This window comes from Bifidobacterium canis (genome assembly GCF_009727065.1).
GTDB classification, from domain to species: Bacteria; Actinomycetota; Actinomycetes; order Actinomycetales; family Bifidobacteriaceae; genus Bifidobacterium; species Bifidobacterium canis.
Map to the genome: position 1 here is coordinate 1 of NZ_WNLP01000004.1, position 15,240 is coordinate 15,240.

The window sequence follows — 15,240 nt, forward strand, 5'->3', positions numbered from 1 at the left end:
GGTCGTGCGCGATTGCAGACTTGATTGATCATGTCAGCCAGTGAGTGTTTTCTCTGGGGCGGAAATGATGGGACTACAATCAAACCTATAGTATTGGAATATGTCATTTGGTGATAAATAGTCACAATCATATATCAAATAGGTTGCATCTAGTGTATTGAGAAAGGTGGATGGAATGGCGAAAGTAGTCGCAAACGTTGATGATGACGTTAAAAAGCGCGCATCTGCTCTGTATGAAGAGATGGGGTTGAGTCTCAGTTCTGCGGTCAACATGTTTCTTAAACAGTCCATTCGTGATGGAGGAATGCCATTTACTCCTTCTGTGGGTAAGTATCGTGCTGATGCAGTGTATGCATCGGGGAAGAGCGTGACAGTCAAGAAAATGCCTAGAAATCCTGAAACTGGTCGCATAATTTTGCCGTCCGACTGGGATGATCCCGAGGATGATGTGTATGACAACCTCTGAGTTGCGGCTATATGAGGTTTGGTTGATGTGGGTGGAATTCCCCGAACATGACGAATAAGTAATCGGCAAGCCGCGCGGCAACAACGCTGTTGTTCACGTGGCCGATAGCAATATCAGATATGCCGAGGATATTGCATCGTGACAATTCCAACAGATCATTCTTGAAGTAGAGAAAAACTCATTCTCAGGGTGGAGGCAACTCAAGAAATACTCAGAGATTCATTCCGACGCCGTATGTGCAGCACCGGCGTTTCTTCGTAATCTGAAAACCATCAGAAGAAAGCAACGAAAAAACGTTGGAATGAAAGGAATAACAATGGGTATCTTGAAGATGATCCTCGGTTTCGACTCCGCGGCCACCGGCGTGCCGGTCACCACGATGAACTCGGCTGCCACGATCTCGATGATGAACGACATGGCGGAGCAGCAGACGAAGGCGTGAACGCGTTCCTCGTCAGGCGCGGCGATACACTATGTACTGCGCAACATACCAGCGCGAACATTGCCTATTGCATGCACCGCCTGAAAGGGGAGAGCACATGGCTGAAGAACAGCAGAACAAACCAGTCGTTGAAAGTTTCCAACTCGACCACACCAAGGTAAAGGCGCCTTACGTTCGCTATATCGACACTGAGACCGGTCCTCACGGTGACGTGATCTCCAACTATGACCTGCGACTTGTGCAGCCGAACGAGAACGCGATCCCGACCGGCGGCCTGCACACCATCGAACATACCATCGCCGTGTTGCTGCGCGAACGCGTCCCCGGTTATATTGATTGCTCGCCGTTCGGCTGCCGCACCGGATTCCACCTGCTGACCTGGGGCGAGCACTCCACCGAAGAAGTGGCGAAAGCACTCAGGGAGTCCTTGGAATTCATCGCTTATGAAGCGACGTGGGATGACGTTCCTGCCACGACGATCGAGAGCTGCGGCAACTACCGCGATCACAGCCTGTTCACTGCGAAGGAATGGGCAAAAGACATTCTTGCCAAGGGCATCAGCTCCGACCCGTTCGAGCGTAAGCTGGTCTGAGTATTCGCGAGCATACCGTTTCGCCGTTTTGACCAACAGATTTGCTGTTTTATCACATATTTCACCTGTTATATGAGTAATAACAGCAAAATAATCTGACAAAGCGGCGAAACTACTGCTTATTTGCCGTTTTTACTATTGGTTTTGCTGATTTGTCAGATAGATTTGCCGTTCTGGCAAAGATTCTGACAAATTGGTTACGTACACGAATTATTTATTGAATTACTTATTCTGCAACATCGCATATTGTCGAGGAGTCAAAGATGCAAGAAACTGCCGGAAGGCGTTTTCGCCATGCAACGATGAGGGATTACCCTCAAATGGAACGCATCTATGAACATGCACGTGAGCTCATGGCGCGCAATGGCAATCCCACGCAGTGGGGGCACACGTTCCCTCGACCCGAAGTGGTCAAAGACGACATCGTGAACCATCGTGCGATGCTGCTCGTCGACAAAGCCAATGGCAAAGAGCGCATTCTGGCACAATTCGCGTTGTGCCCAGGCGAAGACCCCACATACAAGCACATCGAGGGCGCGTGGCTCGACGATGACGCCTATGTGACCATCCACCGCATCGCGTCCGCCGGCGTGGTGCGCCACGCGGCACGCGAATGCATCGAATGGGCGCTCAAACACTACGGCAACGTGCGCGTCGACACACACCCGAACAACAAGGCCATGCAACACGTGCTCACCAGTTGCGGTTTCGCACGGTGCGGTCTCATTCAGCTGCTCGACCGCGACACAGACACGACGCGCATCGCCTACCAGCGTCACGAATGGTGATTTGAGTCCGGATCCAAGCCCCCATACCTACGAAAGCGACGCCATGAAGTCATGCGAGCGGTACACAATGGAGCCATGAGCTTGAGTGCACTGCCACAGTGGCAATTTTCTTCCGAACAAGGCGAACGAAACTATCTTCAGGCGCTACGCGAATACCCCGCGCAGATCATCGTGGACTTGGCGACGCTGCGAGACAACATGCGCCACTTGGTGAACGTGGTGAATCAGGAGGGCGGCCCCACTCAGGTGATGGGCGTGGTGAAGGCGGACGCCTACGGGCACGGACTCATACCAACGGCGTTGGCGGCTCTCGCCGGTGGCGCCACATGGCTTGGCGTGGCTCAGGCTCGCGAGGCGCTCGCATTGCGCGCCGCGGGCATCGGCGTCGACCGCGCCCGCATTCTCACATGGGTGAACAATCCTCTGCGCGCACCCTACGAAGAGCTTATTGAGCAGGACGTTGATCTGTCGGTTGCCACGATGACCGCATTGCACCGCATTGAGCAGGCCGCCCGCGCAGTGGGCAAGCCTGCTCGCGTGCACATCAAGGTCGACACCGGCTTCGGCAGGAACGGGTTCACACTCGAGCAGATCGACGAGGCCATCGACGCCCTGCTTCCGCTGGCACAGGAGGGCGTGTTCGAGATCGTCGGCCAATGGAGCCATCTCGCCGTCGCCGACGCTCCCGACGTCAGCGAATTCGTTGACGAAACCGACACCCAGATCGCCACATTCGAAGAGTTCACCGAACGGCTCAACGCGCGTGGCATCACCCCGCAGATCCGCCACTTGGCGAACACGGCTGCCACACTGAGCAGACCGCAGATCCACTATGACTTGGTGCGCCCCGGCGTCGCGCTGTACGGCTACGAAGCAGACCCCGCGATGGGCACGCCGTCGCAATACCAGCTCAAGCCGGCCATGACGCTGCAGGCGCAGTTGAGCTCGGTGAAGACAGTCGATGCAGGCGAGGGGCTCTCATACGGCCGCGTCTACGTGACCGACAAGCGCACGAGCGCGGCTATCATTCCGGTCGGCTACGCGGACGGCATCCACCGCTCCGCTTCCGGATTCAACGAACTCGGCGCCAAGCACGTGAACAAGCTCGGCGGGCCGGTTCGCGTGATGACCGCGGACGGCGCGAAGATCATGCACGTGAGCGGACGCGTGTGCATGGACCAGTTCATCATCGACCTGCACGACGATGCCGAACGGCTGAACGTGCACATCGGCGACACGGTGGAACTGTTCGGCCCGGGCCGCGGCGCCGACTATTTGGAACCGAACGCCGACGACTGGGCTCAGGCCGCCGACACGATCAGCTATGAGATCTTCACCTGCCTGCGCAACCGCATCCCACATCTCTACCTCAACGCCTACGAGACGTTGAGCGACGAAGACATAGCCAAGCTCGACCAATCCACGCTGCTGTAAACTCGTGCGTTTCCGCACGGTTCGTCACCGGTGAGCGGGCGCGCAACAGAGCAACGCTGCATAGCTGACTGAGGCGGCGCGCGGGAATCGCCGTGCGCCGCTAACGTATGCATGGATTTTCCCGCAACCGCTCTATTCAAAACCGACCGCTGCTGATAAGATACCGCTCATGGCCGGGATGATTAAGAAAGAAGACATAGAACGAGTACGAAACGCAGCGGATCTCTATGACATCGTCTCCGCCACAGTCGCCCTCAAGCCTTCTGGCGTAGGCGCATACGTGGGTTTATGCCCATTCCATGACGAGCGCACGCCGAGTTTCAACGTGCGCCCCTCCGTCGGCTCCTGGCACTGCTTCGGCTGCGGCCGCGGCGGTGACGTGTTCAAATTCGTGGAGGAAGAGGAGAACATCGACTTCCGCGAGGCAGTGGAACTGCTTGCCGACAAATACCATATCGAGCTGCATTACGAGAACAACGGCAATGACTCCAAGCAGCACAAGGGCACGAAACGCGCTCGTTTGCTGGAAGCCAACGAGGAGGCGCAGCGCTTCTTCGAAAGCCAGATCCTCACCGAGGAGGCTCTGCCCGCACGCAAACTGCTCGCCGGCCGCAACTTCTCGCAGCAGGATTGCGCACACTTCGGCTGCGGCTACGCGCCGCAAGGCTGGGATAACCTCGTGCGCCACCTAGCCGACAAAGGCTTCACCCAGCAGGAGATGCTCGACGCCGGGCTTGCACGTCAAGGTGCGCGCGGCGTTTACGACTACTTCCGCGGCCGTGCCACATGGCCCATCCGCGATTCAACCGGCCGCACGCTCGGCTTCGGCGCACGCAAGCTCTACGATGACGATTCGATCAACGCCAAATACATCAACACGCCCGACACGCAGCTCTACCACAAGAACCAAGTGCTCTACGGCATCGATCTGGCCAAACCGCAGATCGTCAAGAAACGTCAGGTGGTGATCGTCGAGGGTTACACCGACGTGATGGCCATGCATTTGGCCGGCGTCGACACCGCCGTCGCCACCTGCGGCACCGCATTCGGCGCGGAACACGCGAAGATCGTGCGCCGCCTGATCGCCGACGACTCATTGGGAGCCGTGAACCTGACCGGCCCATTGCATGTGGAAGGCCAGCCGTTGAGCTCGCGCATCGTGTTCACGTTCGACGGCGATGCGGCAGGGCAGAAAGCCGCCCTGCACGCTTTCGGTCTCGACTCGTCGTTCCAGACGCAAACCTTCGTGGCAGTGGCAGACAACAACCTGGATCCATGCGATCTGCGCATCGAACGCGGCGATGATGCGTTGCGTGCGCTCGTCGCCAACGCCGTGCCATTGTTCGACTTCGTGATCAACGTGGCCATACGCCGGTTCGACACCTCATACACCACCGGTCAGATGGGCGCCGTCAAAGCGGTTGCGCCGCTGATCGCGCGCATCAAAGACGAGAGTCTGCTCGACATTTATTCGCGTAAGGCGGCACGGCAGATCGGCGTCGACCTCGACATCATGCAGCGTGAAGTGCGATCCGCTCGCCGCGCCCAACATGTGCGCAGCGAAGACGCCTATGTGTCTCGCCAGCGCACCTATGAGCGTGCTCCCGAGGAGCCACGCATGGACGAGTCACGAGTCCGGCAGATCGAGCACAACAACGCACAATCACAAAGTTTCTTCCGCATTGACGACCGCGTGTTCATCACCGAAATGCAGTTCATGGCGGTGCTCGTGCAAATGCCGCGCGCCATCAACACCGAACTGTTCAATGCGCTGACAGTGCACTGCTTCGCCACCCCCGTGTTTCAAACGCTGTTCGAAGCGGTCGAATCAATCGGAGGTCTGCCGCAGGAACCCACGTCGCCGGGGCAGTGGATCCACGCACTGACCAAGGCGGGAGGTCCGATGCTCGCTCCGGTCATCACCGAACTGGCCGTCATGACTCTGCCCTTGAACGAGAAGACGCCGAATAGCGGGCAGAACGACTCCGGACGCACGGCAGCCGGCGAGCAAAACAACCAGGCGGCCGCCCCGATGCCGGAGGCGAGTGCCGCGCAACGCCAGTATGCGAACCAGCTGACCGCCAGCCTGATCGACACCGGCTACATGCGTCGCATCGGCATGCTCAAGCACAAGGCGAACCGTGCCACGAACACGCACGACAAGATCGAACTGCTCGGAGCGATCACCGATGTTGAGCTCGAGCGCAAGAATCTGCAATCGCAGATCTTCGGCTCAGCAGCAGGATGAGTGCTGACGGAAATAATATTTCGAAAAAGGTCGGGAGCAAAGCGCAGTGTTTGCAAGCTGAAATCACCGAAACACTTGGAAATGGTCGGCAAAACGGCACACTATCGCCGCAATGGTAAGCGTACGTAGTGTAAACTAATAGAGTTTTCCAAGTGATTTCGGAGGAGTGAATGCGACATCGAGTGGTAGCATTCCTGCGCGGCGAGACTATTCTCGTGGTCGCCACAATACTCGCGTTGATCTCCTGTATCATCATCCCGCCCGACTGGCACTACCGCGAATACGTGCATGTGAGCACCATCGCGCAGCTCATCTGCCTGATGCTCGTGGTGTGCGGACTGCAACGCGTGGGCGTGTTCCGCATCATCGGCGCGAAGCTGCTCGAGCATGTGAGCACAGCGCGCGGGTTGGTGCTCACACTGATATCACTCACATTCTTCTCGTCGATGCTCATCACCAACGACGTCGCACTGCTCACGTTCGTGCCGTTCGCGCTCGCCGTGCTCAAGATGGCGCGCATGGAAGACCGCGCGATCCTCGTGTGCACGTTGATGACGATCGGCGCGAACACCGGCAGTATGCTCACGCCTATCGGCAACGCGCACAATCTGTATTTCAAAGCGCTGACCGGCATGTCAACAGGGCACTTCCTCGCGGTGATGGGGCCTTATAGCGCGTTGTCTGCGGTCATGCTCGTCGCGATCACCTGCATCGTGTTCCGCGGTCGCAAGATCGAAGGCATCCGCGGCATGGACAGCAAGTCGATCGAACACGGCGTGCTCGCCCCTGACGCCTCCAAACCGCAGCCGGACGAGATCCATGTGACCGGCTACGGCGCCGGTTATGGCGGTTGGCGAGTCGTCGTCTACGCCATCACCTTCCTCGTCTGCGTGCTCGCGGTCAGCGATCTGATCCCGATCTGGGTGATGTGCGTGATCGTGTTCATCGTCATGCTCGTGTGCGACCGCAAGTCGTTCCGCCACTGTGACTGGGGTCTGCCGCTCACGTTCATCATGTTCTTCATCTTCATCGGCAACATGCGCCGCGTGCCGGAATTCGCCGCGCTCGCACAGCAGTGCGTCGGCAGTCATCCGCTCGGCGTGGCGATCGGCTTCAGCCAGATCATCTCCAACGTGCCGACCTCGCTGCTGCTCGCCGGATTCTCGAACCAATACGTGCCGCTCATCATCGGCACGAACATCGGCGGCATGGGTACGCTCATCGCATCGATGGCGTCGCTTGTCACTTACAAGAACTTCACGAAGATGTATCCCGACCGCAAAGGCAAGTACCTGACCGAATACACCGCCTTCTGCTTCCTGTTCGTGGCCGTGCTGTTCGGGTTGAGCTGCATCATCGAATAATCGGCGAATAGTCAACGTAAGCTCTCATTAGACAAAGTAATGCAGCTTTGTCGAAAAATTGGCGTGGGCAACTCGCCAATGGAGAAGATTTTCCCCACGCTGTGCTGCATTGTGCTTTGCTGAACAATGGAGAAAATGGTACGGGAGGCTCGCATGAGTGAGAAGAGAGCGGCCGAAGCGGTCGGCCAAGTCAGAGAACAGCACGTGGAACTGATCGAACTGTTCTACGATCTGATCTATGTGTATGCGATCTCACGCATGACCCTGCTCATCGAAGAGCCGGAGCACGGGGTGATCGCCCCTCCGCGTTCTACAGCTACATAGTCGTCGCCTGCGTCATCATCCAGTCGTGGCTTTATTTGACGAATTATGTGAACCGCTACGGCACGTGGACATGGTGGGAGTACTTGTTCACGTCAATAGACATGTTGGCCACGCTCTACTTGGTCAATACGTTGTCGGTAGCCTCCGACTGGGACGGCGTGGCCGGCACATACAACCTCGCGATGGTCGTGTCGCTGGCCTGTGTGTGGGCGATGTATTTCATCCGCACGCGCGTAGGGTGTCGTGATGCGCGCGCCGCACGCAACTCGTGCATCATCCTCGCCATCGTCATTGCCTTGTATGCCGTCACCTATGTGGGCGCCATCAACCATGTGCATTGGATGATCGTCGGCTTCGGCGCGTTCACCACCGTCGTCGGCATGTTCCTGCCGTTCTTCATTCGCGGTGACTTCGACGCGAGCATCATCAGTTTCCCGCACCTTGCGGAACGGTTCGAACTGCTCACCATCATCACGTTCGGCGAGAGCGTGGTCGGCATGACGCGCTTCTTCGACGTGCATCAGCTCTCGTTGCTGCCCATTCTCATTTTCGCGGTCATGCTGCTGATGTTCGGCTGCTACGTCATCCAGATGCATGTGCTGTGCAACCACCATCGCGTCGACCGCGCGCTGCGGCTCATGTTCACGCACTATTTCATCGTCATCGCCATCAACTTGGTGACGGTCGGGTTCGAACTGCTCAACAACAGCGAGTCGAACCGCATGTTCGTCGCATTGCTGACCATCTGCGCGCTCGCCGTGTTCTACATCTCGATCTACGCGAACAGCGGGTACTATTTCAACGACCTCGCTTTCACTCTCAACGACGGCATTATCTCCGCCGTGTCGCTGGTCATCGGCGGCGTGCTCATGGTGCTGCTGCGCGATTCGAACATCGGCATGATGTGTGGACTGCTCGTGCCGGTGATCTGCAACTTCGTGATGCTGCTACGCAAGGGACTACACTGGCAGCATGAGCATGCAGAGCACAGCGCCGAAATCGCGCACTAGAACCACCAGAACGGCAGCCCCGAAGATCACTCCGCGCACGCGCACACCGAAACTGGCGGAAACGCGATTGTTCGCGCTGGAGAGTGAAGGGAATTATGATTCCCGCCGCTTCTTCGACCAGCACGCCGACGGTGAGACGCTCGATGCCACGCTAGGCACATTCCTGGACTGCTCGTTCGAAGACATGAGTGCTGGCGCTCTCGTGCTCGATCAAGCGCATGTGAGCGAAACCTCACTCTCCGGTTGCGGACTCGCGCGCCTGCACATGGTGGGCGCGCTGCTCGCGGACTGCTCGCTGACCGGTTGCCGGCTGGGTTCAGTGGACGCGATGGAGTCGGTGCTGCGCTCGGTCGAGTTCAAGGACTGCCGCATCGGTTATTTGAATCTGCGTGACGCGAAGTGGCGCGATGTGCGCTTCGAGAACTGTGCTATAGACGAATTCGACGGTGTGGGCGCGCAATTGACGCGGCTGTCGTTCGCCGGCTGCCAGATCAACTCGATCAATCTGCAGCATGCCACGGTGAGCAACGTGGACCTGCGCGACGCTCGACTCGCACGCATAGAAGGCGTCGAATACTTGCGTGGCACTACGATGTCGCTCGATCAGATCGCAGACCTCGCAGCCGCTTTCGCCGAAAGTCTCGGCATTCGCACGCTCTAGTGCGCACTTTTTAGCTAGTCCCCACTATGTGTGGGTGCGGTCGTGTTGTGGGGAGTATCTATACTCAAAACATGCCAAAGTCTCCTGCCAGTTTTCTAGATGGACTCGGTGTGCCGCACCGCAGCGTGAGCCATCCGCCGATTTACAGCGTGCAGGACGGCATTGATTTGGGACTCCCCGAGCTCATGGGCGTGCCGATGGAGCATTTGGTCAAGAATCTGCTGTTGCAGGACACGCATGGCAGGTTGGTTCTTATAGTGGCTCTGGGCGACGCCCGGCTTGATCTTAAAGGAATCGCCCATAAACTCGGCTGCTCAAGACTGAGTTTCGCCTCGCCGCAGACCATGACGGAAGTATTGGGCTCTGAGCCAGGCAGCGCGTCGCTATTTGATCTGCTCAATAATCCACACGCCCAAGAGGTGACCGTTTTCCTTGATTGTGGGGAAGTAGACGGCGATATCGGCTTTCCTGAAGATGGCAATACGCGTACGATACTTTTCCCGGCGAAGTTCCTGCCCAAGGTCGTGGACCGCTTGACGAACCAAACCGACCGCTTATCTGCTTAGACGAGACGGCACATGCCGCGCCACGCTACCTTTGAATTATGAGATCATTCAAGGATTGGAGGCGCCCGTGAGAGTGGAACTTTCTATTCTGCCGACCACCACCGGCCACGCGAACATCGCCGCGCAACAGATGGACGACACACTCAGGCATGCGGTGGAATTGCTCGCTTCTATTGGTGACGACGCCACGGTGACCGAACGCAGCGGCCCACGCAACGCGATCGTCGCCACGCAGGGGAAGAGCATGGTGGTCGTGCCGTTGCGCAGCATATACCTTGCACGGGCCGAAGATGGTCACGTGCAGCTGCTCACCAGCAAAGGCGATTTGCGCACCAACAACCGGCTATATGAGCTGGAGCAAATGCTTGGCGCAGATTTTATTCGCATCAGCAAATCCGCGATCGTCAATCTCAACGCTATAGATCGTATTGATCCGGGATTCGGCGGTGCGGTGAGTGTGAAGCTCATCGACGGTACGGTCGAATGGATTTCACGCCGATTTCTGACTTCGTTTAAACACGCGCTGGGCATGTAGCACAGATTTCTAAGGAGACATCATGAAAAGGCATTGTTCAGATATACTGCCGTGGGCATTGGCATTGCGGCGTTCATCTCAATGTTCTTCTCAGCCATCGCAGGGCTCGCCATGGGAGGAGACACGGGGCGGATGTTGGCAAGGCAGTTCATAGTCATGCTCGCCGTTGGCGTTGGCTATGGAGCGCCGGCGATCGTTTGGCTCAACGAGCGCATGGCCACATGGGCGAAGCTCGTCATAGCGCTCGTTCCCGGAACCGTCATATACACGTTTGCTGCGTGGTGGATGGGCTGGATTCCGCGGCAATATGGCATATGGGCGGTACTGAGCTTTATCGCCATCATGCTTGTGCTGACGCTGATCATTTCCATAATCTGCGGATATGTATTCCGGGGGATGTGCGCAAGATGAACGCGCAGCTCAAGCGTCGGCAGCAATGCTGAAATGACGGCATTTCGCCCGATTGATTCAATGTTGTCATTGACGACATCACCATACTGTTGTCAATGACAACATTTTTGTTATGATTAATCTATCAACGTAAACTTTGCGGAACGGTGCAGTTGGATGTATGGGTTGGTGATCGGATGTCGGCTTGGCGAATCGCAATCGTATTTACCTCTGAAGAGAATCTCGCTGAGGAAACAGTGCTCAGTGCGGTATCAGAACTTGGAGAGTATGGAGCTACCGCAACATCAGACATGGGATGTGCGAGTCACAGCGTAACGTTAACTGTCGATGCCGTAAATGCAATAGATGCGGTTGATATAGCTGATGGAATTATACGGCAAGCATTTCAAGGTCATGATCTGACGGTAGTTGGCGTTGAGGCAGTCCGTTCAGATGCATCCATTGAGGTGGCTGGACTTTTCCAGTATCCGGAAGTAGTTGGATATGCGGAAATTGCTCGTATGGCTGGAGTCTCTCGCCAGCGGGCTCGTATGTTTCCCGAGATTAAAGACTTTCCCAAACCGGTGATACGTCTGAAACAAGGGGCTTTATATCAGCGCAGCGCCATCGAGCATTGGTTGGCCTCTCGCATCCGCAAACGCTAACCAACTGAGAAAAGAGTATAAGCAGTTGCTCTTGATCTGTTGAAAGATACTGTGAATCTAATTGCAGATTATTGACTAATTTTGTGTGCCAGGGAGAAGTATATGGAAGTGATGGCATATCGTACGGAACTCAATCCAACAAACAAGCAGATTGGTCTTATCCATCAATATTGCGGTACAGTGCGTTTTGCTTATAACTGGTATTTGGATGCAGCCAAAGCATATTATGCTGAATGTGGTCTATTCTTGACCGGCTATGCTTTCTCCAAAGCTCTTAATAACTCAAAACGTCCAGAGTGGTTCACTGAGGCTCCCAGTAAATCGGTTAAGCATGCGATCATGTGTGCAGAACGGGCATACAGAAGGTTTTTCAAACGGCAGAGCGGTTTTCCTAGATATAAACGACGTAACACAAATCGTGACTCATTCTATGTGATTTGCTCCATTCACGTTGAACGGCATCGTATTCGACTGCCGAAACTTGGATGGGTCAAGCTCAAGGAGAAAGGTTATGTACCTACACGACAAGAACCGAAAAGCGCAACTATAAGCATTGTGAACGGACGCTATTATGTGAGCGTTCTTTACGAGGCACAGGACCCTGCACCCATACAACCAACAGGTGAACCACTTGGTATGGATGTCGGTTTGAAAAATCTTGCTGTTCTTTCAGATGGCACAGTGTTTATGAATATCAACAAAACGAATCGCTTGCGTAAGTTGGAGAAACGCAAGCGACGTATTGAGCGCATGATTACACGTCGGTATCTTGCGAACAAAGGAAAGGACAAAGTGCACGGATGGCATAATTATCGCAAGGCAATAATGGAGAAGTGGCGCATTGAGCGACGGTTGAACAACAGGCGAGTCGAATACATGAAATGGGTGTGCGCACAGGTAGTGAGGCGACAGCCAAGCTCACTAACCATCGAACATCTTAATGTGAAAGGCATGATGAAGAATCGGCATCTTGCGCCAGCCTTACATAAACAAGGTTTATCGGTATTTCTTGAGCTCGTTGAACAAGTATGCCATAAGCATGGCATTGAACTTCGGCGGGTATCCGCGTGGTATCCATCTAGTAGGCTTTGCCATGTATGTCACCGGAAGAACACATCTCTCGTGTTAGGGCAATATGAATGGAGGTGCCCTGTCTGTGGCACGCTTCATGACCGTGACCTGAACGCTGCATTGAATCTACGGGATGCAAGTGAATATCAGGACCTATGAGAGTCAAGCAATATCTACCGGTGGTTAGCCGGGAAGTAACGCCTATGGACTGTTGCATACACGTCGTCAGGAAACAGAAAACACACTGTTGCTGATAGCGGGCAGGTTGAAATAGGAAATCCAATCTATTTAGAAAGGATTCATGTGATGAGACCCGATATGCTGATCTCATCACATGTAACAGCATGTGACTTCTAATCTTGGTCACAAAGCATATCTGCCAACACGTTACGTGTGGAATAGTCCCTCGCAACGTCTAGCGTAGTGCTTGTTGGCCTCCGTAGCTCAATGGATAGAGCATCGGCCTTCTAATCCGCAGGTTGCCGGTTCGAGTCCGGCCGGAGGCACAAGGCTTTGTCGAATGCAAACACTGTGCTGATGCAGATCAAGTGCATTGAGTGTGGATTTGACTGCATCTTCCATGCCGATAACTTCGCACTGATACACATGCACTTTTCTCACCCGCTGTTGCTTATTGCAGTATTTCACGAATGCGGGAGACTATGGTTTGCGTGGTCAGACCGTAGCGGGCGTTGAGCTCGGCGAGAGGAGTGCGGTCAGTGAACTCTTTGTCTGCGCCGAAATTCAACACATGCATGTTCGCATGCGGCATCATGTTCTGGTAGAACGCGGTGATCTTCTCACCCCAACCGCCTTCAAGCTGGGCATCTTCGAGAGTGACGACGAGCGTATGGTCATCGGCAAGCGCTCGCAAGGTCTGCTCGTCGAGCGACGAGAACTGCAGAGGATTGATGAGTGTGGCCTGAATGGGTTGCTCTCCATCACCGCCGCGAGCAAGACGGTCGACCACGGAGCAGGCGGTGGGGTAGGCGTTGCTCAAACCGAGCACGGCGACGGTGTTGCCGCTTCGTGCCACGTCATAGCCGAACCATGGTGGTGTCAAGTCCGTGCGTTGAGCCGGCATTGTGGCATTCGGGTCAAGGTCGCCGGAGCGCTCGGCATCGAGAATCGTATTGCCGGGCACGCGGATCATCACCGGATGTTCGTTGCGTTCCGATGTGGACCATGCGAGCATGTCGAGGAACATCTGCTGGGAAGTGGGTGCCAGGCAGGTGAGTCCGGGCACGTTGCCGAACATCGGAACGTCGAAGGCGCCGGAATGCGTGTTGTCGGCGTCAGAAAGCCCCGCGCCGAATGAGAGCAACGTCACGGGAGTGTCGTTCAATGCGAGTTCCTGCTGTAATTGGTCGAATGTGCGCTGGAAGAACGTGGCAGACGTGGCGACCACCGGGCGTCCACCGGCTTTGGCGATGCCCGATGCGAATGCGACGGCATGCTCCTCGGTGATGCCAGTGTCGACGTAGTGCGCTCCGGCGCGTGCACGGAAATCCTCGGTGATGCCATTGGAACCAGGTGTGGCGGGGGAGATGACAACCAGACCTGGCTCGCTGCCAAAACGCTGCTCCAGCTGTTGCATGGCCAGCCCGCCATAGTATTTGCGTGCGCCGAGTGGTGCATCCGCCTGCGCGAGGGGGTTCTGCCAATGGTTCGACTCGCACTGGCCGGCGTGCAGACCATAGGTGGCGTCTTCCTCGTCGAGTCCCAAGCCTTTGAGCGTGTGGATGTGCAAGACGATCGGATGATCCGTGTCTTTGACCTCGCGGAACGCGTCGATCATCGCGGTCACATCGTTGCCGTCTTCCACATACCGATAGTCAAGACCGAATGCGCGGAACAGATTGTTCTCGCAATTCCCATGCGTTTCACGCATCTTCGCAAGCGTCGCATACATGCCACCGTGATTGTTCGCGATCGACATCTCGTTGTCGTTGACGACGATGATCAGGTTGCCGCCTTGTTCAGCGGCGTTGTTCAACCCCTCGAATGCGATTGCGGAGCTCAACGCGCCATCGCCGATAACCGCGACCACATTGTTCGTCTGGCTGGTGCGACCGGCGGCGCGAACCATATCGCGTTCCTTAGCCAGGCCACAGGCCAGTGAGATCGACGTGCCGGTGTGACCGAGCACAAAGTGATCGTGCTCGCTTTCGTCGGGATTCGTGAAACCCGTCACCGTGCCGAACAGTTCGGCTTTGCGGAATGCGTCCGCACGACCGGTGAGCATCTTGTGCACGTAGCTTTGATGAGACACGTCGAACACGATTTTGTCGAACGGCGAATCGAACACATAATGCATGGCCACGCATGCTTCCACCAAACCGAGGTTCGAACCGATATGGCCGCCGTATTGTTTGCCGAAGTCGACGAGCGTGCCGCGTATCTGCGCGCACAGCTCCGTCAGTTGGTCGGTGGTGAGCAGCTTCACATCGGAAGGCGAAAGCACCTCAGACAGAATGTCGTGGGTCATGAGTGTCAGTAATCCCTCTCTTTTAGCTGGTCAGCATCGCGTGCATTCCAGCATATGCGCCGGCGATGGTCGACTTCATGCACATATTATAGTGTGTGACATAAAAAGTGTGTTTGTATACCGGCAAAAGCTTTCGCAAAACAAGCGCGGATATGCACGACATGCTTTCGGCGTAGAGTGAAGTCGTCACATAAAA

16 protein-coding genes and 1 tRNA gene are annotated in these 15,240 nt (G+C 55.8%); 16 read left to right on the plus strand and 1 reads right to left on the minus strand.

Going from position 1 to position 15,240, the window contains the following annotated elements:
* The first annotated feature begins 175 nt into the window (after window positions 1–175).
* The 16 genes from GSD1FS_RS04720 to GSD1FS_RS04790 all read left to right on the plus strand — a co-directional run bounded on the left by GSD1FS_RS04720 (window position 176) and on the right by GSD1FS_RS04790 (window position 13,062).
* Window positions 176–466 carry a type II toxin-antitoxin system RelB/DinJ family antitoxin gene (locus tag GSD1FS_RS04720; RefSeq protein ID WP_155588617.1) on the plus strand — a complete coding sequence of 97 codons (291 nt, stop codon included), beginning with the start codon at window positions 176–178 and terminating at the stop codon, window positions 464–466.
* A gap of 316 nt (window positions 467–782) precedes the next feature.
* Entirely contained in the window at window positions 783–908 is a 126-nt protein-coding gene (locus GSD1FS_RS10140; RefSeq protein ID WP_281349833.1) for a hypothetical protein, read from the plus strand.
* 97 nt (window positions 909–1,005) lie between these two features.
* Window positions 1,006–1,500 (plus strand): S-ribosylhomocysteine lyase, encoded by a 495-nt coding sequence (locus GSD1FS_RS04725; protein WP_155588618.1) that lies wholly within the window; start codon window positions 1,006–1,008, stop codon window positions 1,498–1,500.
* A 263-nt stretch (window positions 1,501–1,763) separates the two neighbouring features.
* Window positions 1,764–2,288, plus strand: coding sequence for a GNAT family N-acetyltransferase (locus tag GSD1FS_RS04730; protein WP_155588619.1), 525 nt, complete (start codon window positions 1,764–1,766; stop codon window positions 2,286–2,288).
* 75 nt (window positions 2,289–2,363) lie between these two features.
* The gene (gene alr, locus GSD1FS_RS04735; RefSeq protein WP_155588620.1) at window positions 2,364–3,722 is read left to right on the plus strand and encodes an alanine racemase; all 1,359 of its coding nucleotides are present in this window, start codon (window positions 2,364–2,366) and stop codon (window positions 3,720–3,722) included.
* A gap of 169 nt (window positions 3,723–3,891) precedes the next feature.
* A complete protein-coding gene (gene dnaG / locus GSD1FS_RS04740; protein ID WP_155588621.1) occupies window positions 3,892–5,970 on the plus strand; it encodes a DNA primase in 2,079 nt (692 codons plus the stop codon).
* Window positions 5,971–6,140: 170 nt separating this feature from the next.
* A complete protein-coding gene (locus tag GSD1FS_RS04745) occupies window positions 6,141–7,334 on the plus strand; it encodes an SLC13 family permease (protein WP_155588622.1) in 1,194 nt (397 codons plus the stop codon).
* A gap of 153 nt (window positions 7,335–7,487) precedes the next feature.
* Window positions 7,488–7,658 carry a hypothetical protein gene (locus tag GSD1FS_RS04750; protein WP_155588623.1) on the plus strand — a complete coding sequence of 57 codons (171 nt, stop codon included), beginning with the start codon at window positions 7,488–7,490 and terminating at the stop codon, window positions 7,656–7,658.
* Window positions 7,655–8,668: a low temperature requirement protein A gene (locus tag GSD1FS_RS04755; protein ID WP_484478969.1), complete on the plus strand. Its 1,014-nt coding sequence runs from the start codon at window positions 7,655–7,657 to the stop codon at window positions 8,666–8,668. Before GSD1FS_RS04750 ends, GSD1FS_RS04755 begins: the two co-directional genes overlap by 4 nt.
* Window positions 8,631–9,329 (plus strand): pentapeptide repeat-containing protein, encoded by a 699-nt coding sequence (locus tag GSD1FS_RS04760; RefSeq protein ID WP_155588625.1) that lies wholly within the window; start codon window positions 8,631–8,633, stop codon window positions 9,327–9,329. The genes GSD1FS_RS04755 and GSD1FS_RS04760 overlap by 38 nt, the downstream gene beginning before the upstream one ends.
* Window positions 9,330–9,400: 71 nt before the next feature.
* The gene (locus tag GSD1FS_RS04765; protein WP_196425035.1) at window positions 9,401–9,895 is read left to right on the plus strand and encodes a YbaK/EbsC family protein; all 495 of its coding nucleotides are present in this window, start codon (window positions 9,401–9,403) and stop codon (window positions 9,893–9,895) included.
* 67 nt (window positions 9,896–9,962) lie between these two features.
* Entirely contained in the window at window positions 9,963–10,430 is a 468-nt protein-coding gene (locus tag GSD1FS_RS04770) for a LytTR family DNA-binding domain-containing protein (RefSeq protein WP_343030205.1), read from the plus strand.
* A 33-nt stretch (window positions 10,431–10,463) separates the two neighbouring features.
* Window positions 10,464–10,841, plus strand: coding sequence for a DUF3021 family protein (locus tag GSD1FS_RS04775; RefSeq protein ID WP_155588627.1), 378 nt, complete (start codon window positions 10,464–10,466; stop codon window positions 10,839–10,841).
* A gap of 146 nt (window positions 10,842–10,987) precedes the next feature.
* Complete coding sequence (locus GSD1FS_RS09755; RefSeq protein WP_343030206.1) at window positions 10,988–11,485, plus strand: hypothetical protein; 498 nt, start codon at window positions 10,988–10,990, stop codon at window positions 11,483–11,485.
* 102 nt (window positions 11,486–11,587) lie between these two features.
* Window positions 11,588–12,715 (plus strand): RNA-guided endonuclease InsQ/TnpB family protein, encoded by a 1,128-nt coding sequence (locus GSD1FS_RS04785; protein WP_155588628.1) that lies wholly within the window; start codon window positions 11,588–11,590, stop codon window positions 12,713–12,715.
* 274 nt (window positions 12,716–12,989) lie between these two features.
* A tRNA-Arg gene (locus GSD1FS_RS04790) sits at window positions 12,990–13,062 on the plus strand.
* Between the two features lie 125 nt (window positions 13,063–13,187).
* On the opposite strand, the gene GSD1FS_RS04795 is transcribed toward GSD1FS_RS04790, so the two are convergent.
* Complete coding sequence (locus tag GSD1FS_RS04795) at window positions 13,188–15,044, minus strand: 1-deoxy-D-xylulose-5-phosphate synthase (protein ID WP_155588629.1); 1,857 nt, start codon at window positions 15,042–15,044, stop codon at window positions 13,188–13,190.
* Window positions 15,045–15,240 lie beyond the last annotated feature (196 nt).